Source organism: Rahnella sp. CJA17(1/100) (assembly GCF_963881615.1).
In the GTDB taxonomy this organism is placed as follows: domain Bacteria; phylum Pseudomonadota; class Gammaproteobacteria; order Enterobacterales; family Enterobacteriaceae; genus Rahnella; species Rahnella aceris.
In genome coordinates this window covers 102,010-127,464 of the sequence record NZ_CAWOJA010000073.1, presented here as the reverse complement: position 1 = coordinate 127,464, position 25,455 = coordinate 102,010, and the positions used below count along the sequence as shown (strand labels likewise).

Below are 25,455 nucleotides of genomic sequence, written 5' to 3'. Positions count from 1 at the left end.
CCGGTCTGCTGACCGATGAACAGATTAGCCAGCTCGACTGGGAAAAAGTGGATAACCTGATGCCAGCCATCATCCAGCACGCGGTGTCGGGTGAAGTGCTGATGCTCGGATATATGAATCAGGAAGCACTGGGCGTTACGCAGTCTTCCGGCAAGGTAACGTTTTATTCACGCACTAAAGAGCGTCTGTGGACCAAAGGCGAAACGTCAGAAAACTATCTGAACGTCGTCAGCATCACCCCGGATTGCGATAACGACACGCTGCTGGTGTTGGTCAATCCGGTTGGCCCGACCTGCCATAAAGGCAATAACAGCTGCTTCCACCCTGCTGAAACCGACTGGGCGTTTCTGTATCAGCTCGAAGAACTGCTCGCCTCGCGCAAAACCGCCGATCCGGAAAGCTCGTATACCGCCAAACTTTACGCCAGCGGTACCAAACGCATCGCACAAAAAGTCGGTGAAGAAGGCGTTGAAACTGCGCTGGCCGCCACCGTCAACGACCGCTTTGAACTGAAAAACGAAGCCTCAGATCTCATTTATCACCTGCTGGTATTGCTGCAGGATCAGGATCTGAACCTGAGTGCGGTCATTGAGAATCTGCGTCAGCGTCATAAGAAATAACGTCGAAAATTCAAAAGTAAAAGTTCAGACGTAAAAAAGCCGCCTTTGCTGATGCATTGGCGGCTTTTTTTGTCTCGACGTGACAACACCGGCACGCTTAACACGTGCCGGTCAGGCAATTAATCCAACCATTCGGTATGGAATACGCCATCTTTGTCGGTACGTTTGTAAGTATGCGCACCGAAGTAGTCACGCTGTGCCTGGATCAGGTTGGCGGGCAGAACCGCAGAACGGTAGCTGTCGTAGTAGTTGATCGCAGCAGAGAAGGTTGGCGTCGGGATACCGTTCTGAACGGCATAAGACACGACATCACGCAGCGCTTGCTGATATTCATCAGCAATGTTTTTGAAGTACGGAGCCAGCAGCAGGTTAGCGATAGAGGCATTTTCAGCATACGCATCGGTAATTTTCTGCAGGAACTGTGCACGAATAATACAACCCGCACGGAAAATCTTCGCGATTTCACCGTAGTTCAGATCCCAGTTGTTCTCATCTGATGCGGCTTTCAGCTGTGAGAAGCCTTGCGCGTAAGAAACGAGTTTGCCCAGATACAGAGCACGACGCACTTTCTCGATGAACTCCGCTTTGTCGCCAGAGAAAGGTTTCACCGCCGGGCCGGACAGTACTTTAGAAGCCGCAACACGCTGGTCTTTCAGGGAAGACAAGTAACGGGCAAACACAGACTCGGTGATCAGCGTCAGTGGTTCGCCCAGATCCAGTGAGCTCTGGCTGGTCCATTTACCGGTGCCTTTGTTCGCTGCTTCATCCAGGATCACATCGACCAGGTATTTACCTTCTTCGTCTTTCTTAGTGAAGATGTCTTTGGTGATGTCGATCAGGTAGCTGCTCAGCTCGCCTTTGTTCCAGTCAGCAAAGGTGGTCGCCAGCTCTTCGTTGCTCAGGTTCAGGGACTGCTTCAGCAGAGAATACGCTTCTGCGATCAGCTGCATGTCGCCGTATTCGATACCGTTGTGCACCATTTTGACGTAGTGGCCAGCACCATCTGCACCGATGTAAGCCACACAAGCGTCGCCATCTTCAGCACGGGCTGCGATTTTTTCAAGAATAGGTGCTACCAGCGCGTAGGCTTCTTTCTGACCGCCAGGCATGATAGACGGGCCTTTCAGCGCGCCCTCTTCACCGCCGGAAACGCCGGTACCGATGAAGTTGAAACCTTGCTCGGACAGTTCGCGGTTACGGCGAATGGTGTCTTTGTAATAGGTGTTACCGCCATCGATCAGGATGTCGCCTTTATCCAGGTGCGGAGTCAGGGATGCGATGGTTTTATCAGTTGCTTCACCGGCTTTCACCATCAGCAAGATACGACGAGGTTTTTCCAGCGAGTCAACAAACTCTTCGACGGTGTAGTGCGGAACCAGATTTTTACCCGGATTTTCAGCGATGACTTCATCAGTCTTGTCGCCTGAACGGTTAAAAATGGAAACGGAATAACCACGGCTTTCAATGTTAAGCGCGAGGTTACGGCCCATGACCGCCATACCGACAACGCCGATCTGTTGTTTGGACATTAGCAACTCCTGTCTGAAATAGTTGATCGCCCAGTTTTTAGTCTAAACCCCTGTAAACAGTGAGTTTAACTGCACTGAGCCATACAAATGAACACAAGCATTGTACATGAGAATGGCGAAGGGTGAACCTATTGCAGCCATAACAATATTCTGATCGCACATGCCAGCAATCCCCTGCTTCGCCCTTCTCAGAGGCCAGCTTTACTTTACCGGTAACATGTGGGGAATGCAGGTAAAAAAGAGCTTTCGCGGGCACACTTTAACGACTTATGTCTCAACGGCCATTCTTAGTCGGTAACTGGCTAAGGCATTTCTGGTTAAGCTGTGCTCTCTCTTTGTCGCAGAACCAACCCCATTTATTGAAATATTTAATTGCGGAAACAACGTGATAAATCATAAATTTTTTATTCTGGTATGAGGAACGCTGAGCCTCATGGACGACAACAGAGTCAGGGCAATATCGTACAGCGAATTCTGATTGGCTCACCCTTCGAGATAAATCAACATCTTCCAGGTAAAGGAAAAAACGGGGATCAAATCCTTTTGTTTCCTTCAGGGCATCCCTGCTCATGAGCATGAAGCATCCGGATAAAGAGGGGGCGAAAAATGCCTGATTGAGATCAGCCTGATGTAGTTCATAAGTCTCGTTAATACCGCTGGAAAGGCGGGTAAAAAAACGTCTTATAAAAAGCTGATACGGTGTCGGCAATAGTCGACAGCAATGCTGCAAGGAACCATCTGGGTAAATGACTTTAGGAATGCTCAATCCGATCTTATTAATGACACAGTAATGATAGAGTTTGTCAACTTCGCCGGATTTGAAAGCAATATCCGGATTACAGATCAGCGTAAACTCATACTGCTCTGCATAACGCCTGAATACTTCATTATGACCTGTCCCGAAACCACAATTGGTCTTTAAAATTAGGATCTCGATTTTAGGGTGGCTATAGTCTTTTAACCAGCGGCATTCCCCGCCATTATCAACAATGACAATTTTTGATATAGTTTCCTCATTAATCAATGAGTTAATCGTTGGCTCGATATCCGCATACTGGTGTTTATAGAGCACTAAGGAAGCGATGATTTTCACTATTTATACCAGTCTTATATTTTATTCAGCAGCACATAAGTCAGTGTGGTGAAATAGCCGATGGCCTGTTGATGATAGATACCGGAACTTTTCATCAGTTTTAACCTCATCGAAAGGCTACTGTTCCTGATGCTTTTAAAGTCGTGCAGAGTCGCCGCAGACTCCGGCGTAAGGTGTCGACTGACCCTGCCCAGCACTTCAAAATTCATATTATTCCAGATAGCCGCTCTCCCACTGTGAGCCTGCAAAAAATTTTGTATTCGCTTACCCAGCCCCATACTATTGCCAATAACATTATTATGGTGTTGTCGATAAAATACAGTAGGAATAGTGTCAAAAAAAACTTTCCCACCACATCCGCTGACAATCTGATAGAGAGACCAGTCATGCGCAACCATAGGAGCGCCATAAGCCAGAGCAAGAAGCTCTCTGGCCTTATGATTGAAAACCATCGTATTGCCACTGGCAATGTTTTGAAGGATTGAATTTGCGAAAGCCGGGGGACGCTTATAGTTAGGGGAGGCCCCGATGATTTTTCCTTCAGCATCCGTCAATGTTGTCCTGGAACAATACAGCGCAGGGACATCCTCAGGGATCTCAGAAAGCCAATTAATCGCCCGCTCCAGCTTGTCAGATTTCCAGACGTCATCTTGATCAGAAAAGGCATAATATTTCGCGCATATTTCTTCATTGTTAACCATATGCATGAAGTTTTCTACAAACCCGCGTTTTGGACCTTTTAAGAGTGTGCCTTCAAAGTGGGAGCAATCAATAAATGAACGGGCTATTGCGCAGGTTTCATCGGAAGAACCATCGTCAGAGATGTAAATATGTACATTATTGACAGATTGATTTTCAATAGATTCTAGTTGAGATAGCAAATATGGTGCACCATTGTACGTGCACATCATAACTGCAATTTCAGGGTCCTGCATATTGGGATAACCTTATTCTGATACTGAGAAAAAGTCTGCCCCACAGGGGCAGACTTTAGAAAAGAAAACCAAAAACTCAGTTGATCAAACCTCTTCCACAATAGTCATCATCAAGAACCATTTTTTCCAGGACACTGTTCTTATTCTCAAGCGTTGCTTCAATGAAATCAGCATACAGTACATCAGCAATCTCTACCGAAGGTACAAAGCTATTGTAAAATTTATTTCTAATCTCAACGGACTGATTCACGAAGTCCATCGCACCTTCTTGCAACGCGTTTCGGGTGGGTTGAGTGGACAATTCTGCTTCACTTAAAACCTTAAAGCGTGGTTTAAATAAATTATCTTCATCAAAGACATACTTCGTCACCTGAGGGTCATTAGCGCTTAATAATTGCTCCAAGCAGAAACTGTTACTGAATATGCGGGAGCCAATATTTTTAGCCTGCCCCAATTCAACATAACAGCCTTCGGCAAATGCATTTTCTGGCATGCCCTCGCGAATGTTATGTGCGGTCGCGAAATAGAATCCGTGAATTGGACCAGATAATAATTTATTTATAGATTTTTGGATCGTCCCAGAATATCCCACATCCACTACCGCTACATTTTCGCTGCTGGTAAGCCCAACAGAGTCAAAATACTGTAAAAGGATGTTCTTTTCAGCTGAAGCTTCAGCCAAAATATCAGGTGTAAGAACATGCAATAAGTCATTAATAGCAGACAAATCCCCGTCTTTTACCTGGAGTAAAGTATCTTTATTCCAGACACCTGAGGCATAAATCTCATTCCAACGATCATCTGAAAGTTCTAAACCAAACCGTTCGTAGAAAAAGCTCTGTACTTTATTAGGATAATAATTAGACAGCGCGATTGCACAAATATCTTCAAATGACGCAATATTTGGGACATTAACCGCTCTGCGGGAAACCTGTAGATAGTGGCTATTTGGAGCATCATCAACTGTTTTGGACCATGCATCATAAACTTGCTTGATTAGCTTACCCTCACGAGCAAGGAAATATAGATCCGTCACATTTTGCGCTTTTGCTCTCTCAGCAAGCCATGCGCAAAATGCTGATATTGTCGGCCCCACGAGATTAAAGCCAAGTTGACGAGGGGCAGATGAAAATATAGCAATATCATTAGCATCAAAGTTATAGCATTTATTCAGGTTTTCTCTGACTAACATCCCAATGGTCAATTCTCGATTGAGATTGTTCTCATAAACTTCTGGTCGAATAAGAGTCTCATATTCAGGCAAAGATTTGGCGAGATCTGCAGCACGGAGTATGTGTAAAGCACGCAATTTGAACTCATCACAAGGCAGTTGCAAATCGGAGCGCTCATTATCACCAAACATAACAACTTCCTCACCCTTCACGCCTTCTTCATCAAGCATGAATGAATAGAGTTGTCCGGTATCTTTCCTTATGCCCAAATCTGAGGAAAGGTATAGGCGATCATAATTATCAATCCCATTGAGCTCTAACATCGTTTCGATAGTTTGTATTGATAAAAACATATCGCTGATGAGAACAACACGTTTGCCCCATTCCTTGGATTTATTGAGGAGGTGTACCATATCTTTTCGAGGTGATACTGATGCTAATTCAACAATTTCTTCAATGCGTTGAATTTCAGCACATTTCTCGGCAGACAGTTTAGTTAGCAAGCCAAACTGCTCATATATATCAGAGATGGAAATATCTTTCCCTTTAATATTGCGTGCATTAACCTCTGCCATTGCTCTGAAATTAGCAAAGAGCTTGCCCTCGGACTCATTCAATCTCTGACGAATGATTTCTTTAGTATGATCGGCAACGAGTAATGGACGAACAAGTAATGTATCAAAAATATCGAATGCTATAACTTTAGTTTTGGAATCTCTGATCAAATGGCTGTAAGTTTCATCAGCACGATTTAAATATTGCTGATCAAAGCGAAATGGTGACCAAGAAGGGCTGCTATGATCTTTTATAATAATGGACTGATAGCCTTGAGATGTAGGTACAATCCCGAGCATCCTTTCCAGCGCATGCGCTAATGTACCATCAGTTTGGCCCAATTCTTCCGGGAATTCTTCCCATTGAAGATTTAGGTCAAAAAGAGGTTTCATTGCTGACATTTTTGCCCAAAACATGGAACCCGCTGGGAAATGGTAATAACTTTCAGGCATCGGTATACCAATACGTTGACAAAGCATTGCCCCATCTTGCTTATTAGCCAACCATGTAAATGCCGGATACGGCACCTGAACAAAAGCTTGGGGGAAAATGATCCCTACCGTAGGATTATCTTGGAATAATCCAAAAATACGATTTGTATTTTTTTCAGTACCTAAAAGAGTATTAAACAAATACTCACGCCATCCCAACGTTGTCCCACCATTATAGAGAGACTTTTTGCTCTGTATATGACAGACATAATCGTATTCTTTTAGCCGTTCACCAAACTGACAGAACATCGGCGCAATGTCTCTGCCGCGATTCGGTACAATTTCAACATATAAATTAGAAATGTTTTTTATTTTCTTCAGCGCATTAGTACAAACGTCTCTCCCTTCCTCAGTAGTAACTGATACATAAACGTCAAATGAGAACGGGATAACTGATAGATGGGCACTAAACTCATTTATTAAATCATGATAAAATATGTGGCAGTGTACAGCGACCTTGCCTGGTGTTCCTTTAAAATTGTCTCTGCAGGTATTAATATCAACCATCCAGTCAGTTTTAGCTTGTCTGATCCCTGCAATGCTCTCGTTAGTACGGATAAAAGATGGATGGTCATAGAACCATTCTGGTTTTAATTTCATCGCAACTTTTAAAGCACTAAGCTTATATCTATCTGGCAGAGCATGATAAACACGCTGTGCATATGTTCTACTGCGCTGATTCACTCGTGTGGTGAGCAATTTAGCAGGGCGTATAACGTTCCGCACAACTTGGCCAGATTTAACCTTAACACTTTGTCCAATATAGAAAAATTTTCTAAAAATCACGCGCGCTGGATTGCGTAAATAAGAGGGAGTGCGTCTTGAAATTACGCGGATAGGAGCTGAAAATTTCCAACTGGAAGAATCGTAAATACCATTTAGTTGCTGTTGCAATAAATGATTTTCATGGCGGCACTGTCCCAAAAGCTGCTCATTGAGAGCAGCATCGTTATAAAGCTCAGTGAGTTGCTTATCACGTAAAGATATTTTATCCAGTAGTTCTAAATGAGAATTATTTAATTTATCAACATTTTCTCTGTTGGCATCTTCTAATGTTTTAATAGTCATCTCTTTGCCGGCAATATCTAATTCAAGTGACTGAATTACGCTTGCGCGTTCATCAGCTACAGTAAGCAATTCTGCAATATGCCCCTGTAAATGTTTCTGTTCTTCAATTGCAGTGTTTAAGTCGTTGACAATAGCCTTTGCAGAATCCCTTCTGACATTTAATTTTACCTCTTTAAGAACAGAGAGTATAGCAACAGCATCTTTAGACTGAACAGATGCCAGAAAATCTGCTTCTGCTTTCAACCAGGTATTTTTTAAATCATCGTCACAGCTAAAGCCTATTGCATTCATAATAGATAATGAATAATCAGCAATACTTTCTCCCCGATAAGACGGGCTTGATGAAATTGACGTCAATCGCAATAGAGAATGGAAAATCCCTCTGAAGACTATATATCCCAGAGTAATCTCAGCAGGTGAATTCCACTCTTGGTCAAAAAGTTTCTTATCACCATTATCTAATGTAATAAAATTGAAAGGCATTGCATCCAAAAACTCAGAAGGCAAAACCGTCAGGCTATTGAATTCTTTGGAAAGACTGGCTCGCTTTTGAATTTCATTGATCCAGATACTGGACCAGCAAACGATATCTTGAATTGTCCAGTTGGGTTTGTTCACAGTATGAACGAGAGAAAGCCATAAACTCTCGCCGTCATGGAAAACACCACTTTCAACAATTGAATGTTCATTAACTGATGATGGAATTGAAACATCACCGCCACTGGTGAGCACAACTAATTCATCATTTAAATTAGTTTTGAATAGACTTGTTTTTTTGAATTCATTAGCTCTGCCATCTGAAAAATGATAAGCAGCGATCGTTTGATCGATAATTTCCTCATCAGGTTTTATCTGACTACTTACCATTAAAAAAGAGTTACTCAAATCAGGTGCAAGATCATTATTCCAAATATTATAAAGACCTTCCTCAATAGAAAAATAATTTTCTGAATTTTTCTGCGGGTCCTGATGTGCACTTTCGATTGCCAGTTGCGAAAATTGTGATGAAAAGTTTTTCCATCCACGCGGGCAAATAATGCTGACGGGTAATTTATAATCAGGAAGTGGCAAAAACTCTTCGTTATGCAAAAAACCTGAATTAGCTAGCACAGCTTTAAGTTCACTACGGCCAAAAGTAACGACGCTTTTTTCAGTGTAAGAGTTGTTGATACCAAACATTGGCATATTTACATGATCTTCATTGACTCCTGAAAAATACTTTATACCTAATTTATTTTCGATTGCGACGAAAAGCTTGCCGGTCTCAGTCATTCTGTCCCGACATGAATCTAAAAGAGTTTTTTGACCATCGTGTCCAAGAAATACTCGCGCATACTCCAATACGCCTACAAGTATAACTGCATCAAAATGACCAATGTCAGGTATAATATCACTCGGTGCACAAATGACGTCTACATTAGACAAATCCCGGGTTCGTGCTCTTGCAATTTGAGCACGTCGAAGGCTTCCTTCTACCGATACAACATCAGCGCCACTTTCTCCCAAAAAACGCGTTATTGCGCCGCAACCGCAACCTATTTCGAGAACCTTTTTACCTTTTAACCACTGCTCAAAAGGACGCAATAAATTCGAGCGTCTGGAGGAAAGATGATAAGTGGATGGCCAATCCTTCATCTTATCTGACAGCTCTTTTGAATTTATGCTTACATCAGCTGATTCGGTAACAGACTTCAATACGTAATTCTCAGCCTCATCACCGTCATTATATGCAAAAGCTGGCAATTCAACAGGACGCCAAACATTGGTCGTTTTATCAATAAAGAAGTCATTATTTAATAAAATTTCATGTATGTTATTCTGTTTCAAAATTTATTCTCGCATTCAAATTGGCTAAGCCAGTGAAAGATTTTACAGGCCCGACAGCCAAGTGTATTGAATCATACCGGCGATCGTGCGGTATGATCTCACCATCAAGAGAACTACTGGCAATACCGACAGAGATAAAGAAATCACCTTCATATACCATCATCGGCAATGTAACAGAAACCACCATTTCAGTATCAATTTCCGCCACATCAACCAAGTCTACAGATTGCCATTCACTATTCGTGTTATAGATTGTCACGCCTTCTTTAGTTTTAATAGCGAAACCAAATATTGGCCTCACGACAACGTCGCGAAATCTTACTTTAATAGCCAGGGTTAATTCTTTTCCAGGTGTAACTGTGCTTGGATAATCTTCACCATCTTGACAGATGTAAAAATCTATCAGTTCCGCTGCACGGTCTCCCCATCGGTACTCTGACGGATTATAGTTAGGGCGTTCTGAGTATTCTCCCGTCAATAATGAGCTGAAGCTACCAGGTGAGAGGTTAGATTTCGATTCCCGGTCCCGAATCTGAACTTCACGGGAAACAGCCTTCTCAAGTTTATCGTCTTGATCTTTTCTAATGGATGAGCCGTTTTTCTTACCAAAAAGAACATCCAAATACCTGTTAACCACATCGTTAGGGCTACCCTGAACTTGTACCACTCCATGGTCTAACAACAGTGCACTATCACAATGTGTCACAATTTGCTCTGTGGCATGTGATACAAAAAGAATTGAAGTACCGTCCTGTTTAAGCCTTTTCAGTCGTGAAAAACATTTCGCCTGAAATTTTGCATCCCCAACTGCCAGGGCCTCATCAACAATAAGAATCTCTGGGTCTATTTGCGCCTGAACTGCAAATGCCAGGCGGACCAACATCCCACTCGAATACGAACGGACCGGAGAGTTGATAAAACCGCCAATGTCTGCGAAAGATAATATGTCATCTAATTTATTCTCAGTTTCCTCTTTAGATAACCCCAAAAGAGAAGCATTTAAATAAACATTTTCCAGACCTGTGAAATCAGAATTAAAACCTGCCCCCAGTTCCAGTAAGGCTGCAACACGACCATTGACGGCTACATTTCCCGCTGTCGGCGTTAAAGTCCCAGCAATTATTTGCAAGAGTGTGGACTTGCCAGAACCATTTTGGCCAACAATCCCCATCGTCTGGCCACGTGGTAAATTAAAAGACACATCTTTTAACGCCCAGAAGTCCTGATGATAGATGCGTGCCTCTTTCCCTAATTTACGGTCAATTTTAGGCATAACGAATTGCTTAAGCCTGCGTGCAGGACTTTCATAGACCTGGAAACATTTATCAACATTTTCAATTCTAATGGCAAAATCATCAGAGGACATCTGCGAATCCTTTTCTAGTCTTTTGGAACCAAGCATAGCCTAACCACATAATGAAAATTGCAATCAAGGAATATATTGCCAGCCCCGTAAAATCAGGTAATTTCCCCCAAATAATGACAGCCCTTCCTTGCTCGATAATAAATGTCAATGGGTTAAGTAAAATTACTTTTCTCATTGCAACAGGCACAGCTGTAATAGGATAAAACACAGGGGAAAGAAACATTAATACAGTGACTACAATCGAAATGGTTTGACTAACATCACGGATAAACACCCCTAACGAGGCAAGAAACCAAGTTAAACCCAGCGTCAGTAAAATCAAAGGGAACAGGACTAATGGAAAGAAAACTATAGTCCAATGAAGGTAACCATTAAATATGACAAAAGCCGCAGACAAAACAAATGTGCTAACAAAACTATGGAAAAGCACATTACCCAGCGCGACCAGCGGCAATATTTCAAGAGGAAAAACTACTTTTTTAACATAATTTACATTATTTAAAATCATGGAAGGGGCACGACTGAGCATTTCAGCTAACAGTGTGTGGATGATCAAACCGACGAAGAGAATTATCGCAAAATCGGCTTTAGATTCATTTCCAGCAGCCTGAGTGCCCCAGCGGGCTTTAAAAACAACCGAGAACACCAACGTATATACAACCAGCATAAAAATTGGGTTGATGAATGACCAGAAGACCCCCATCACTGAACCACGATATCGGCCAATAATTTCACGCTTAGCCATCTGTAATATTAAATTTTTATTATTCCACGCGCTATTAAATAGCGAAAGCAGTGAAGTGGGTTTTCCTAAATGAGGATTCATAGACTTCTCTTTTTGCTTCACATTTGAAAGTTAACAGTTTCTTTGAGTTGAGGTTTTTTAAAACTCAACTCAAATTAATTGACACCTTGAAAGTTGCCTGAATCAATTTTCTAATTTCACCCGTGGTACGCACCGATATTTTCAAGTGCTTTCTGCCAGTCACTTGGTGCAATATTGAATTTTTTCAATAACTTGCCACAATCAAGTTTGGAGTTGGAGGGACGTTTGGCAGGCGTCGGGTATTCAACAGTTTTAATATCCAGTATTGAAGGCGATTTAGCGAGAACTGAATGTTTTGTAGCTGAGGTGAAGATTTCTGCCGCAAAACCTGCCCATGATGTATAAGGATACCCTGAATAGTGATACACGCCCCAACGTTCGTCTTCAGGCTTAAGTTGACCAGCTATTGCAAGCAGAGTTTCCGCGATATCCCCGGCATAAGTTGGACTTCCGAATTGATCCCCAACAATAGATAATTGCTCTCTGTCTTTCGCCAGTCGCAGCATTGTTTTTACAAAATTGTTGCCATACTCACCGAATACCCAGGCAGTACGCAAAATAATGTGTTTTTTACAAGCCATGGCAACAGCTTGTTCACCTGCCAATTTGCTTGCACCATAAACACCGGTAGGCCCTGTGGTATCTGTTTCCACATAGCATCCCTCATGGTCCCCAGAAAAAACATAGTCAGTCGATATATGGAGAAAAGAAGCATCAACCTGTTGCGCTGCAATAGCCAAATTTTCAGCGCCTGTGCTATTGATTAAATAGGCAAATTCACGTTCAGATTCTGCACGATCGACAGCGGTATAGGCAGCAGCATTAATAATCGAGTTAGGGCGGAACTCGCTGACAACACTCATTACTTTCCGGTGATCGGTAATGTCAAGCTCTTGCCTGTCAACAGCTTTTACCTCCCAATCAGCCGGAGCTCGTCGCACCAATTCTCTACCAACCTGGCCCGCGCATCCTACGATCAACAATTTCATTTGGTTAAAGTACCTATAGAATTTTACAGTGTTCTTGTATTGATGCCTCAAGCCAAAACCCGAGGCCTTTGACAGCACATCAAATTTTAAAAAGTTCTGAAAAACCTTGACCCAATGCATCTTTTGCAGAGAGCAACGGTTCACTAACAGGCCATTTTACCCCGACTTCAGGATCGTTCCAGATCAAGCAACCTTCATTTTTCGGATCATAGTAATCAGTACATTTATACTCAAAATCGGCGAAGTCTGAAATCACCACAAAGCCATGGGCAAGACCGGGTGGTACCCACAGCTGATTCTTATTGTCTTCCGAAAGATATACACCTACCCACTTACCGAAAGTTGCGGACTCTGGACGGATATCAACCACAACATCAAATACTTCACCACGGACAACACGAACCAACTTGCCCTGCGGTTTAGACGTTTGAAAATGTAAGCCACGAAGAACGTTTTTCGATGAACGGGAGTGGTTATCCTGAACAAAATCCAGATCGATTTCTAACATTTCCTTGTAGCGATTTTGCTGAAATGTTTCCAAAAAGAATCCGCGATCATCACCGAAAACTTTAGGTTCCACTAATTTTACGCCAATAACTTCTGTGTCAATAACATTCATTTTTATAGCTCACTCGTTATGCAATTATCCAACGACACGTTACCTTTGCTGTATAAACGGTTGTTGATGCCGTTCTTACAAATTCCATTTATGAAGCATTCAGCCATTCCCATTTTCTAAAAAATCGTACCACAAATGCCTATTGTGGCTCACTCAGAATCTGGCTAAAAGTTCATTTCTCGGCTAACTGTATCTTTACTATACGGTTCGTTGCTTACAAACTCATCCGCAATTTGCAATACACTGACCAGCAGAGCACCGTGACCGATAATGAGACAGCCATCCCCCTCTCTGAAACCAAGTTTTTGCTGCAAATTGGACAATTCCTACAAGAACCCTGAGTCACAAGTAATATGATACGTATCCAGTTCTGGCAGAAGATTTTGTGTGTGTGCCCCCCACAACAGCAGGGTACTTTTTAAACAGACCGTTGATATATTTTAGTTAAACATAGCTTGCAGAAATATTTAGCATGAAAATGCAGGAATCACCTGATTATAGCTGCGCTTACACTAACTCTGCGCTACGCTATGTTCTTATTCGCGACAAAAGCGAAATAGCTGATTTTTTGGGCATGTGAAAAAGCTAACACTTAATAAATGAGTACGTATATATGAAAATTTTGATCACCGGTGGTGCCGGTTTCATCGGTTCAGCAGTTGTTCGTCACATTATTGATAATACAAAGGATAGTGTCCTGGTTGTCGATAGCCTCACATACGCGGGCAATCTTGAGTCACTCCTTCCCGTATCATCTGATCCCCGCTATCAGTTTGCGCAGGCAAATATTTGTGATCGCACAGAACTGGATACTCTTTTTACTGACTTCCAACCGGATGCTGTTATGCATCTTGCTGCTGAAAGCCATGTTGATCGCTCGATTGATGGCCCGGCTGCCTTCATCGAAACCAACATTGTTGGCACTTATGTGCTTCTGGAAGCAGCCCGACATTTTTGGCTTTCTCTGCCTGAAGAGAAAAAATCGGCTTTCCGCTTCCATCATATTTCAACGGATGAGGTGTATGGCGATTTGCACGGCACAACGGATCTTTTCACTGAAACGACGCCATATGCGCCAAGCAGTCCCTACTCTGCATCAAAGGCCTCCAGCGATCATTTAGTGCGAGCCTGGCAGCGCACTTACGGCTTCCCTACGATTGTGACAAATTGTTCGAATAATTACGGTCCTTATCATTTCCCGGAAAAACTCATTCCACTCATCATTCTGAACGCACTTTCAGGTAAAGCATTACCGGTATACGGTGATGGCGCACAGGTGCGCGACTGGCTGTATGTTGAAGATCATGCCCGTGCACTTTATAAAGTGGTTACCGAGGGTGTCGTAGGCGAAACCTATAACATTGGTGGTCACAATGAGCGCAAAAATATTGACGTCGTTAAAACCATTTGTGAGTTGCTCGATGAACTGATTTCCGCAAAACCAAATGGGATCGCCAAGTTCTCCGAACTGATTACATTTGTGAAAGATCGTCCTGGTCACGATATGCGTTACGCCATTGATGCCAGTAAGATCGAGCAAGAGTTAGGCTGGAAACCACAAGAAACTTTCGAAAGCGGAATTCGTAAAACGGTTGAATGGTATCTGAACAATGAAAATTGGTGGCGCCGGGTTCAGGATGGTTCTTATGCCGGTGAACGTCTTGGCTTGACTAACTAATTTTAAGGAGAAGAATCTAGTGAAAGGTATCGTTTTAGCTGGCGGTTCAGGCACACGCTTGTACCCCCTAACCCGCGGTGTATCGAAACAGCTGTTACCGATTTATGATAAACCGATGATTTATTATCCAATATCTGTGCTTATGCTGGCAGGTATTAATGAAATATTGGTGATTTCTACCCCTGAAGATATGCCATCCTTTCAACGCTTACTGGGTGATGGTTCTCAATACGGCATTAAACTCGAATATGCAGTACAGCCATCTCCAGATGGCCTTGCCCAGGCATTCATCATCGGTGAAGAGTTTATAAACGGCGAACGTTGTGCACTTGTTCTTGGCGACAATATCTATTTTGGTCAAAGCTTTGGCAAACAGCTTGAAGCCGTTGCTAAACGAGAAACGGGCGCAACAGTCTTCGGCTATCAGGTTCAAGACCCCGAGCGTTTTGGCGTGGTTGAATTTGATAAGGACTTTAAAGCACTTTCCATTGAGGAAAAACCATTAAAACCAAAATCTCAGTGGGCAGTGACCGGACTCTATTTCTATGACAAAAATATCGTTGAAATGGCTAAACAAGTTAAGCCATCTCATCGTGGTGAGCTTGAGATAACGACATTAAACGAAATGTATCTTGAGAAAGGTCAATTGCAGGTGGAGCTTCTGGGCCGAGGTTTTGCGTGGCTCGATACAGGAACACATGATAGCCTGATTGAGGCTTCACAATTCGTCCACACCATTGAAAAACGACAAGGTTTTAAAGTAGCTTGTCTGGAAGAGATTGCGTTTCGTAAAGGATGGTTGAGCAAAGAGCGTGTTGCTGAACAAGCTGCATTAATGAGCAAAACTGCTTATGGCGCGTATCTGACCCAACTACTTAACGAACATAACTGATTATAAATTCAGGCTGATGGGCTAGTCCGGCCTGAATTATTTTCTAAATATCACTTCAGATAAAAAAAAAGCACCGAAAATTCGGTGCTTTTTATTGCTCGAAATAAATTAATTTTTACTCTTCGGCAAACTCTTTCAACCATGCCTTGAACGCTTCGCCCTGCGTGTTATGGCGAATACCATACTCAACAAACGCCTTCATGTAACCGAGCTTATCACCACAGTCATGTGAACGGCCAGTCATGGAGAAGGCTTCAACAGTATGTTTTTTCATCAGCATGGCAATGGCATCAGTCAGCTGAATTTCATTACCTGCACCATACGGTGTCACTGCCAGCAGTGGCCAGATAGCTTCGGACAGAACATAACGGCCGACAACCGCGAGGTTTGATGGCGCGTCCTTCAGTTCCGGCTTTTCAACGATAGCCGTCATTGGCGCGCTTTCGCCCGGTTCAACTTCTACGCCGTTGCAGTTAACAATACCGTACTTGGAAACGTCTTTCTCCGGCACTTCTTCAACCATGACCTGGCTGTTGCCAGTTTCCTGGAAGCGACGAAGCATAGCAGCAAGGTTATCTTTGCGCAGATCGCTGGTGGAATCATCCATCAAAACGTCTGGCAGAATAACCGCGAAAGGAGAATTACCAATCAGAGGTTTTGCACACAGAACCGCATGCCCAAGGCCTTTTGATTGCCCCTGACGTACGTTCATGATGGTCACGCCTTTCGGGCAGATAGACTGCACTTCTTCCAGCAGCTGACGTTTCACACGGGATTCAAGCATACTTTCCAGCTCGAAAGAGGTATCGAAGTGGTTTTCGATCGCGTTTTTCGAAGAGTGTGTGACCAGAATGATTTCTTTGATGCCCGCCGCAGCACATTCATTAACGATGTACTGGATCAAAGGCTTATCGACGATAGGCAGCATTTCTTTTGGAATCGCTTTCGTCGCTGGCAACATACGTGTGCCCAGACCGGCAACAGGGATAACAGCTTTTAACATTGTAAAGGATACTCCTTGAAACCTATGGTGTGTAAATTCAGTCAGTTACCATCCAAACGCGTCAGGGATTTCTCTGAACTGAAATTGTAAAATTGATTTAAATTCCCAATCCGATAGTTCTTCCATGAGTATAGTCTCTGTGATTTGGTTTAGGGAGACCATACTCATGACTTTAGGACTCAAACACGATTATGTTAATTCAGTTACGATACCAGTAAGCCGCACCAAACAGTAAGCTAAAGGCTTATTTTTAGGAATGTTATACCTGTTCGGTGATTTAATAATCGTAACTTGCTGCTTTCCAAATCAGTCCTGACGGCTTTTTATCACATCTCATCCTTCTTCCCCTGGGCCCCCTTGCCAGTTTGCCTAGACCGCTGTTTTAGATTTGAAATTTGTAGCGCTGACGCCCATTATTCACCATGCGACAGCTGTCGTGTAACCAAAGGTGAAAAACGCAATATGGAATGGATCGCCGATCCCTCGATTTGGGCCGGGCTTGCGACCCTGGTAGTTCTCGAAATTGTCCTGGGGATAGACAATCTCATTTTCATTGCCATCCTGGCAGAAAAACTTCCGCGTCAGCAGCGTGACAAGGCTCGCGTCACCGGGCTTTTACTGGCCCTCGTCATGCGCTTACTTCTGCTGGCCTGCATTTCCTGGCTTTCGACACTGACCCGCCCTCTTATTGCCGTGCTCGGGCATCCGTTCAGCGCTCGCGATATGATTATGCTCGCGGGGGGGATATTCCTGTTGTTCAAGGCGACGATGGAGCTTAATGAACGACTCGAAGGCAAAGATGAAGAACAAAGCCATCAGCAGCGCGGTGCTAAATTCTGGCCGGTCGTTGCTCAGATTGTCGTGCTGGATGCGGTCTTTTCACTCGACTCAGTGATTACCGCGGTCGGAATGGTTGAGCATCTGGCCGTCATGATGGTGGCCGTGTGTATCGCTATCGGCCTGATGCTGCTCGCCAGTAAGCCACTGACACGCTTCGTGAATGCGCATCCGACTATCGTCATCTTATGTCTCAGTTTCCTGCTGATGATCGGCTTCAGCCTGGTTGCCGAAGGTTTTGGCTATGTTATCCCGAAAGGGTATTTGTATGCCGCGATCGGTTTCTCCGTGATCATTGAAGGGCTGAATCAGCTGGCACAGTTTAACCGCAAACGCTTTTTATCCTCGCGCCGCTCTCTGCGTGAACGCACTGCAGAAACCGTATTGCGCGTCTTGCGTGGCAAACATGAAGAAGCCGAACTTGATGCTCACTCCTCAAACATGATTGCAGACAGCGCTGACGAAGAAGATGCAATTTTCAACCAGCAGGAGCGTCACATGATTGAACGCGTGCTGGGACTCGGGCAACGCACCGTCAGCAGCGTAATGACCTCCCGCCACGACGTAGACCATCTTGAACTTAATGACCCTGTCGACGTGCTGACGCAGCAAATCGCTGATAACCAACATACCCGTATGCTGGTCACCGAAGACAGCTCCACCGACGAACCGCTGGGCGTTGTGCACGTTGTCGACCTGCTCAAACAACAACTGCTGCAAAATGAACTGGATCTTAAGGCGCTGATCCGCCAGCCCCTGATTTTCCCGGAACAGCTTTCTCTGCTGATGGCCCTCGAACAATTCCGCCAGGCAAAAACGCATTTTGCTTTCGTGGTCGATGAATTTGGTTCTGTCGAAGGAATCGTGACCCTGACGGATGTGATGGAAACCATTGCCGGTAACCTGCCAGAGTCTGACGAAACGCCTGATGCACGGCATGATATCCAGCAGCAGGAGGATGGAAGCTGGATAGCCAACGGCTACATGCCGCTTGACGATCTGGTGATGTATATTTCCCTGCCGGTGGATGAAAAAAGGGAATATCACACCCTGGCCGGTCTGCTGATGGAATATACCCAAAGTATCCCGCAGGTGGGCGCGCAGATACACATTAATGACTATCTGTTTGAGCCTTTAGAAGTCAGCAGTCACCGCATTTTAAAAGTGAAGATCACGCCACCTGATACCGCCTCTGAAGACGATTACGAAGTCTGACTCAATCCTGTAAACAAAACGGGGTGCCTGCGATGGCACCCCGTTTTGTTTATGCTCAGAATTGGCTTAGAAAAGAGATTATTTGTTGAGTAATTTCTCAACATCGCTTTTTTCTTTACTGTCCTTACGCTTGTCGACCCAGTTCTGAAGGGCGCTGCGAGCGCTTTGTTCAAACGTACGCCTCAGTATCTGGTCCACCTGCAGCTGATATCCCATCTGAGCCCAGGGTCCGTAAACCCGCAACGGGATGTCTGTCGTTTTCAGGGTATTGATCAGATTATTGTCACCTTTCCAGCCACCGGTAACGCGGATCAGCAGGTTCATATCCACCTTTTGATTCGACATATCGATTGTTCCGTCACCTTTCGCAGACACCATTGGCGACTGACCTTCAAGATTATTCAGCGTCAGTGTACCTTCGGCCAGATGTCCCTGCGCTTTCAGCGTATCGATCTGGCTATAGTGCTCATACTTTTCAAGTCCCTGAACATTACTGGTATTACGGCTGACCGCCTGCTGAATGAGTTGCTGAATATTAAGGCCATTCAGACGCGCGTTATCCATTGAAAGCTGCCCCTCACCTTGCCATCGCCGTGCAAAATCAACGGCCGACAACCCTTCTCCGTTAACATTCCCTTGCATAGAGAAGCTCCCGGTCAGGACTTTCGGTAACCCGTAAGCTGTCAGTAAATCACCCAGTTCAATGCTGTCCACATCCGGTGTCAGATGGACCTGAATTTTATTCCCCGTGACATCCAGTGTGCCTGGCAGAGAAAAGCGCCCTGTTCCCAGATTGCCGCTAAATGTCGGCAAGGAAACCTGGCCCTGATGATTGACCGCATTCAGGGCCAGGTTCTGGATTTTCATACCGCGATAAGTGAGATCAGCAACTTTAAGCGCCAGGGTGGCATTGAAGGTTTGCAAATCATTCAGCCCGTTTGGCTGTTCATCCACATCACGGGCGATAACGGGTGCTGACGTCACAGACTGCGCGGTTTGCGACGATTGTTCCTGCGTATCAGGCTGCCAGCCGGAAAGCGCATCAAGATCAAGCTTATCAGCGGTTAAATTGAGCTGATAATCCGCCAGTTCTCCCAGCTTCGCAGAGGCCGTGCCGGAGATCTGATTATCATTGGCCGACAGGGCCAGCTGGTTCAGCGTCAGCATATTGTTATCACGCTGATAGCTCACCTGCATGGAACCATTCCCCTGAAGGCCTTTCACCGGGATATCGGCACCATTGAGTTGATAAGTGAACTTGCTGATGCTGGCAGAGACAGCCTGCGGATAGTGCTGCATATCCAGGTCGGCTTTCATGGTGAACGACAGATCGCGCTGGTCGCGGTTTATGCGACTTGAAAGCTGGATACTAGCCTGACGGTTGTCATTCTTTTCCATTTCCAGATTGATATCACGCACGTTGATCTGCTCGTCATCACCGCGCTGCCAGATGAGTAAACTGTCAGCCACGCTGATTTTATCAATATCAAATTTCCAGCCCGCTTCAAGTTCGGATGCCCCTGGCGCAACAGGCGTTGGCGTAGAAGGTGCGACCGGTGCATTGGGCTGATTCTCTTCCGTTTCCGGCGTTAAACGAATGACGGCGTTTTTCAGCAGAACCTGCTTGACCGCGAGCTGATGAGAAATAAGAGGCCAGAGTTTGACATCCAGCCGCATGTTCTCAGCGCTGACAACCGGTGCCTTAGCCCCAGGCGCGGTCAGAGAGGTCTGTCCGGCAATGATGCTGAGCTGCGGCCAGACATGCCAGCGCAGGGAACCGTTGATAGCCAGTTGATAGCCGCTTTTCACCTCGACCCTCTCTACCATGTACTGGCGGAAATCGTTCGGGTTAATCAGGAATACCAGCGAAGTCATACCGGCAATGATAACCACCAGTAAAATCACCAGTGTTGTCAGGAGTCTTCTCATGCCTTCCTCACGTTTTTATCCGGAAAACGGATAAAAAACAGAATCAGTCTTTATCAATACGACTGGCAATAGCGCTTTGCTGGTCGCGGTATTTCGCATCCTGACGGCTATTGTATGGCCGTGCAGCAGAACCGGATAACGGTTCAAAACTCAGCGCGCCAATCAACATTCCCGGGCGAAGCGCCAGCGGGAGCTTACCTGAATTATAAAACTCGAGAACAATACGCCCTTGCCAGCCCGGATCAATGCGGTGTGCGGTCACGTGCACCATCAGCCCGAGACGCGCCAGTGAAGAGCGTCCGTCCAGCCAGCCCACCAGATCGTCAGGAATGGTGACAGACTCAAAGGTCACCGCCAGTGCCAGTTCGCCCGGATGCAGGAAGAACGCCTCGCCTTCCGGCAACACAATCTCATCACTCATCACTTTATCGAGTGCAGCGCTGACTTCGTCTTTAGGGCCACTCAGATCGATATAACCCGCATTGTGCCCGAGGAAAACGCGAAATCCGTTACCCAGACGCACATCTACCGTTGCACCATTAATCCGTTCGACCGGAGGACGGGGTGAAATACCTAATTTGCCGCTGTCCAGCCAGGCCTCTATATCTCGGTCGCAAAGTCTCATCGTATCTCCGGTATGGTTTTAACGGATTGTTCCGCGATTAATTGAAGAACTGGCTGATTTTAGCCTTGAGGATATCAATCGCAATCCGGTTTTTGCCGCCGCGCGGCACAATGATGTCTGCGTATTGTTTTGAAGGCTCGATAAATTGCAGGAACATTGGACGAACCGTTTTCTGATACTGCGCCATCACAGAATCCATCGAACGACCACGTTCATTGACGTCACGCTTCATACGGCGCATCAGACAGATATCCAGCGGAGTATCGACGAAAATGGAGAAATTCATTTCGTCACGCAAACGTGCATCGGTCAGGAGCAGGATCCCTTCCAGGATAATCACTTTCTTCGGTTTAAGGGTCACCGTCTCAGGCAGACGGGTATGCTCAATGAAGCTGTAGCTTGGCAATTCAATCGCCTGACCAGACTTCATTGCCTGTAAATGCTGGAACAGCAAATTGTGGTCCATCGCACTGGGATGGTCGTAGTTGGTTTTGACCCGCTCTTCCATGGTCATGTGACTTTGGTCTTTATAGTAGCAATCTTCCGGGATCACCCCGATATGCTCATCACCGACCTGATCACGAAGTTCACGGTATAACGTACTGGCGATGAGGCTTTTTCCCGAAGCAGATGCGCCAGCGATACCCACGATGACACACTGATGGAATTTGTCAGACATAAAATTAAAGACCTGATTTGGAAGTTGGAAGGCAAGCACAGATATATGCTTTGAACGCGCCAATTATAAGTACAACACACTGCCCGATGCCAGCGTTAAGGCTGTGTAATCGCTGACATCAGGCAATAATTCACAGAGTTGGGGGATTAAACGGCTCTGAAGGCAATTTCTATCGGGATGGCATCGCCTTTCCAGAACAGTTGTGACGCAATTTTTGCCGCCAGCTCACGGTAAATTGCCGTGAATTCACTTTCGGGGTTGGAAACGACTGTTGGCTCACCACGATCTAAATCTTCACGCAGCGAAATATGCAGCGGCAATTGCGCCAGTAAATCACAGCGGTATTTCTCAGCCAGACGTTGTGCGCCACCGGTACCGAAAATCGGTTCGTGATGCCCGCAGTTGCTGCATACATGCATACTCATGTTCTCTACAATCCCCAGAACCGGCACATGCACTTTTTCAAACATCACGATGCCTTTCATTGCATCGAGCAGCGCAATATCCTGCGGCGTCGTGACCACTAAGGCGGCGGTAACCGGGATGTTTTGCGACAGCGTCAGCTGAATATCACCCGTACCCGGCGGCAGATCGATGACCAGATAATCCAGATCCGGCCAAAGCGTATCCTGAAGCATCTGCATCAGCGCTTTACTGGCCATCGGCCCGCGCCACACCATGGCATTTTCATCCGTCACCAGATAGCCAATCGAGTTGGTCGCCAGGCCGTGTGCCATAATCGGCGACATGTGCACGCCGTCCGGCGAGGTCGGACGTTCTTCCTCAGTGCCCAGCATATTCGGCACTGACGGGCCGTAAATATCGGCGTCCAGAATACCGACTTTGGCACCTTCTGCTGCCAGCGCCAGCGCCAGGTTCACCGCCGTGGTCGATTTCCCTACCCCGCCTTTACCCGAACTGACCGCCAGAATATTGCGCACACCTTTGATACCCGGCTGATCGTTTGCCCGTTTGATGGTGGCAATATCGTGGCGCAGATTCCACTGAATGGCGGAAGCACCGGTCACCCGCAACAATTCGCTGCTGGTTTGTTCTTTTAATACATCAAAACCACTGTTCCAGGCGAACGGCAGGGTCAGATCAATATGTAAAACGTCATCCATTAACACGCAGTGATGCAACGCTTTCATCGCGGGCAAATCTTTTTGCAGTGTGGAATGGCGGAAGGTGGCCAGTACGCCGGTCACGAGTGCGCGCAGCCCTGCGGGTGTGGTCTGCTGTGGGGATTGAGATGTCATCCCGGCTCCTTGAAAGGGGGTTATCAGACTATTTATCTATCCATAAGCATAACAGAACACACGTAAGGAGATCCCCCGTTTGTTTACGCGGGGCGGCGCTTTCGGTTAACATCAATGCCCCTGATTTCAACTACAGAAAGCAAGCTCTTACTATGGCTCAAGTCGCGAAAAAAATTTTGGTAACCTGTGCACTTCCGTACGCCAACGGATCCATCCATCTCGGTCACATGCTCGAGCACATCCAGGCTGACGTCTGGGTCCGTTACCAGCGAATGCGCGGCAATGAAGTGCATTTCATCTGTGCGGACGATGCACACGGCACCCCGATCATGCTGAAAGCGCAGCAGCTCGGTATCAGGCCGGAAGAGATGATTGCCGAAATGAGCCAGGAGCATCAGAAAGATTTCGCCGGCTTCGGCATCAGCTACGACAACTATCACTCCACGCACAGCGACGAAAACCGTGAGCTGTCTGCGCTGATTTACGGTCGTCTGAAAGAAAACGGTTTTATCAAAAACCGCACCATTTCGCAGTTGTACGATCCTGAGAAAGGCATGTTCCTGCCAGACCGTTTCGTTAAAGGCACCTGCCCGAAATGTAAATCACCGGATCAGTACGGCGATAACTGTGAAGTGTGTGGCGCAACCTACAGCCCGACGGAACTGATTGACCCGAAATCGGTGGTCTCCGGTGCGACGCCGGTGTTGCGTGATTCCGAGCACTACTTCTTTGATTTACCTGAATTCAGCGCGATGTTGCAGGCATGGACCCGTTCGGGCGCGTTGCAGGAGCAAGTGGCAAACAAAATGCAGGAGTGGTTCGAGCATGGTCTGCAACAGTGGGATATCTCACGCGATGCGCCATACTTCGGCTTTGAAATTCCTGATGCGCCGGGCAAATATTTCTACGTCTGGCTGGACGCGCCAATCGGCTACATGGGTTCATTCAAAAACCTGTGCGACCGCCGCAGTGACCTGAATTTTGACGAGTTCTGGAAAAAAGATTCCACCACCGAGCTGTATCACTTTATCGGTAAAGACATCGTTTATTTCCACAGCCTGTTCTGGCCAGCCATGCTGGAAGGCAGCGGTTTCCGCAAGCCGACCAACCTGTTTGTGCACGGTTATGTCACCGTCAACGGCGCAAAAATGTCCAAGTCGCGTGGCACGTTTATCAAAGCCAGCACTTATCTGAACCATCTGGATGCGGACTGCCTGCGTTATTACTACACCGCGAAACTGTCTTCACGCATCGACGATATCGACCTGAATCTGGAAGATTTCGTGCAGCGCGTTAACGCTGATATCGTGAACAAAGTGGTTAACCTGGCCTCACGTAATGCCGGTTTCATCGCCAAACGTTTTGACGGCAAACTGGCTGACACGCTGGCCGATGAAACGCTGTACAAAACCTTCACCGATGCCGCTGAAAGCATTGCTCAGGCGTATGACAGCCGTGAATCAGGCCGTGCAATCCGCGAAATCATGGCGCTGGCTGACCTGGCAAACCGTTATGTCGATGAACAGGCACCGTGGGTTGTCGCAAAACAGGAAGGCCGTGATGCCGACCTGCAGGCCATCTGCTCAATGGGCATCAACCTGTTCCGCGTACTGATGACCTATCTGAAGCCGGTTCTGCCTTCACTGTCAGAGCGCACAGAAGCCTTCCTGAATACCACACTGGACTGGGACGCGATTGCCCAACCGCTGTTGTCGCATCAGGTAAACCCGTTCAAAGCGCTGTTTAACCGTATCGAACTGGATAAAGTCACCGCGATGGTTGATGCCTCGAAAGAAGACATCGCAGCCGCCAAAGTACCGGCAACCGGTCCGCTGGCCGATGACCCGATTCAGGAAACCATCACATTTGATGATTTCGCCAAAGTGGATATGCGTATTGCCCTGATCAAGAGCGCTGATTTTGTGGAAGGTTCAGACAAACTGCTGCGTCTGCAACTGGATCTGGGCGGTGAAACCCGTCAGATTTTCTCCGGTATCCGCTCTGCGTATCCTGATCCGAAAGCACTGGAAGGCCGTCTGACCATCATGGTCGCTAACCTCGCACCGCGTAAAATGCGCTTCGGCATCTCTGAAGGGATGGTGATGGCGGCGGGCCCTGGCGGAAAAGACATCTTCCTGCTCAGCCCGGATTCCGGCGCACAGCCGGGTATGCAGGTGAAGTAAAACTCATGACTGCTCCTCCCCCTGCGAAGGGGGAGGTTGGGAGGGGGTTTTACAGACAAAATAAA

General features: G+C 46.0%; 18 protein-coding genes. 5 read left to right on the top strand and 13 right to left on the bottom strand.

The features are described from left to right. The first annotated feature begins 5 nt into the window (after positions 1-5). The gene (hisIE, locus tag AACU55_RS22740) at positions 6-620 is read left to right on the top strand and encodes a bifunctional phosphoribosyl-AMP cyclohydrolase/phosphoribosyl-ATP diphosphatase HisIE (RefSeq protein ID WP_037034927.1); all 615 of its coding nucleotides are present in this window, start codon (positions 6-8) and stop codon (positions 618-620) included. Positions 621-739: 119 nt separating this feature from the next. Here hisIE and gndA read toward each other — a convergent pair whose 3' ends face one another. The 8 genes from gndA to rfbC all read right to left on the bottom strand — a co-directional run bounded on the left by gndA (position 740) and on the right by rfbC (position 13,090). Then, positions 740-2,149: an NADP-dependent phosphogluconate dehydrogenase gene (gene gndA, locus AACU55_RS22735; RefSeq protein ID WP_013575079.1), complete on the bottom strand. Its 1,410-nt coding sequence runs from the start codon at positions 2,147-2,149 to the stop codon at positions 740-742. Positions 2,150-2,423: 274 nt separating this feature from the next. Further along, complete coding sequence (locus tag AACU55_RS22730) at positions 2,424-3,242, bottom strand: glycosyltransferase (protein ID WP_112151822.1); 819 nt, start codon at positions 3,240-3,242, stop codon at positions 2,424-2,426. Positions 3,243-3,256: 14 nt separating this feature from the next. Further along, positions 3,257-4,177, bottom strand: a complete 921-nt coding sequence (locus AACU55_RS22725; RefSeq protein WP_134706176.1) for a glycosyltransferase family 2 protein — start codon at positions 4,175-4,177, stop codon at positions 3,257-3,259. A gap of 76 nt (positions 4,178-4,253) precedes the next feature. Further along, positions 4,254-9,290: a rhamnan synthesis F family protein gene (locus AACU55_RS22720; RefSeq protein WP_134706175.1), complete on the bottom strand. Its 5,037-nt coding sequence runs from the start codon at positions 9,288-9,290 to the stop codon at positions 4,254-4,256. Further along, positions 9,277-10,656: an ABC transporter ATP-binding protein gene (locus AACU55_RS22715; protein WP_112151819.1), complete on the bottom strand. Its 1,380-nt coding sequence runs from the start codon at positions 10,654-10,656 to the stop codon at positions 9,277-9,279. Before AACU55_RS22715 ends, AACU55_RS22720 begins: the two co-directional genes overlap by 14 nt. Further along, positions 10,646-11,482, bottom strand: coding sequence for an ABC transporter permease (locus tag AACU55_RS22710; protein WP_112151818.1), 837 nt, complete (start codon positions 11,480-11,482; stop codon positions 10,646-10,648). The genes AACU55_RS22715 and AACU55_RS22710 overlap by 11 nt, the downstream gene beginning before the upstream one ends. Positions 11,483-11,598: 116 nt before the next feature. Further along, positions 11,599-12,471, bottom strand: a complete 873-nt coding sequence (gene rfbD, locus AACU55_RS22705) for a dTDP-4-dehydrorhamnose reductase (RefSeq protein ID WP_134706174.1) — start codon at positions 12,469-12,471, stop codon at positions 11,599-11,601. A 79-nt stretch (positions 12,472-12,550) separates the two neighbouring features. Beyond that, entirely contained in the window at positions 12,551-13,090 is a 540-nt protein-coding gene (gene rfbC / locus AACU55_RS22700) for a dTDP-4-dehydrorhamnose 3,5-epimerase (RefSeq protein ID WP_112198264.1), read from the bottom strand. Positions 13,091-13,703: 613 nt separating this feature from the next. On the opposite strand from rfbC, the gene rfbB reads away from it, so the two are divergent. Together rfbB and rfbA are read left to right on the top strand one after the other, a co-directional pair. Beyond that, on the top strand, positions 13,704-14,768 hold the full coding sequence (rfbB, locus tag AACU55_RS22695; protein WP_121019431.1) for a dTDP-glucose 4,6-dehydratase: 1,065 nt from the start codon (positions 13,704-13,706) through the stop codon (positions 14,766-14,768). Between the two features lie 19 nt (positions 14,769-14,787). After that, positions 14,788-15,660 carry a glucose-1-phosphate thymidylyltransferase RfbA gene (gene rfbA, locus AACU55_RS22690; RefSeq protein WP_121019432.1) on the top strand — a complete coding sequence of 291 codons (873 nt, stop codon included), beginning with the start codon at positions 14,788-14,790 and terminating at the stop codon, positions 15,658-15,660. Positions 15,661-15,775: 115 nt separating this feature from the next. Here the strand turns inward: rfbA and galU are convergent, their stop codons facing one another. Beyond that, complete coding sequence (gene galU, locus AACU55_RS22685) at positions 15,776-16,663, bottom strand: UTP--glucose-1-phosphate uridylyltransferase GalU (RefSeq protein WP_013575068.1); 888 nt, start codon at positions 16,661-16,663, stop codon at positions 15,776-15,778. A gap of 462 nt (positions 16,664-17,125) precedes the next feature. On the opposite strand from galU, the gene AACU55_RS22680 reads away from it, so the two are divergent. Then, the gene (locus tag AACU55_RS22680; protein ID WP_013575067.1) at positions 17,126-18,715 is read left to right on the top strand and encodes a TerC family protein; all 1,590 of its coding nucleotides are present in this window, start codon (positions 17,126-17,128) and stop codon (positions 18,713-18,715) included. Between the two features lie 78 nt (positions 18,716-18,793). Here the strand turns inward: AACU55_RS22680 and asmA are convergent, their stop codons facing one another. From asmA to apbC, 4 genes are all read right to left on the bottom strand, one after another. Further along, on the bottom strand, positions 18,794-20,644 hold the full coding sequence (asmA, locus tag AACU55_RS22675) for an outer membrane assembly protein AsmA (protein ID WP_037034877.1): 1,851 nt from the start codon (positions 20,642-20,644) through the stop codon (positions 18,794-18,796). A 43-nt stretch (positions 20,645-20,687) separates the two neighbouring features. After that, entirely contained in the window at positions 20,688-21,269 is a 582-nt protein-coding gene (gene dcd / locus AACU55_RS22670; protein ID WP_013575065.1) for a dCTP deaminase, read from the bottom strand. A gap of 37 nt (positions 21,270-21,306) precedes the next feature. Beyond that, on the bottom strand, positions 21,307-21,948 hold the full coding sequence (udk, locus tag AACU55_RS22665) for a uridine kinase (RefSeq protein ID WP_013575064.1): 642 nt from the start codon (positions 21,946-21,948) through the stop codon (positions 21,307-21,309). Between the two features lie 146 nt (positions 21,949-22,094). Next, on the bottom strand, positions 22,095-23,207 hold the full coding sequence (gene apbC, locus AACU55_RS22660; protein WP_134706173.1) for an iron-sulfur cluster carrier protein ApbC: 1,113 nt from the start codon (positions 23,205-23,207) through the stop codon (positions 22,095-22,097). Here apbC and metG point away from each other — a divergent pair. Further along, positions 23,201-25,390 carry a methionine--tRNA ligase gene (metG, locus tag AACU55_RS22655; protein WP_255611161.1) on the top strand — a complete coding sequence of 730 codons (2,190 nt, stop codon included), beginning with the start codon at positions 23,201-23,203 and terminating at the stop codon, positions 25,388-25,390. The two genes, apbC and metG, sit on opposite strands and share 7 nt — an antisense overlap. Positions 25,391-25,455 lie beyond the last annotated feature (65 nt).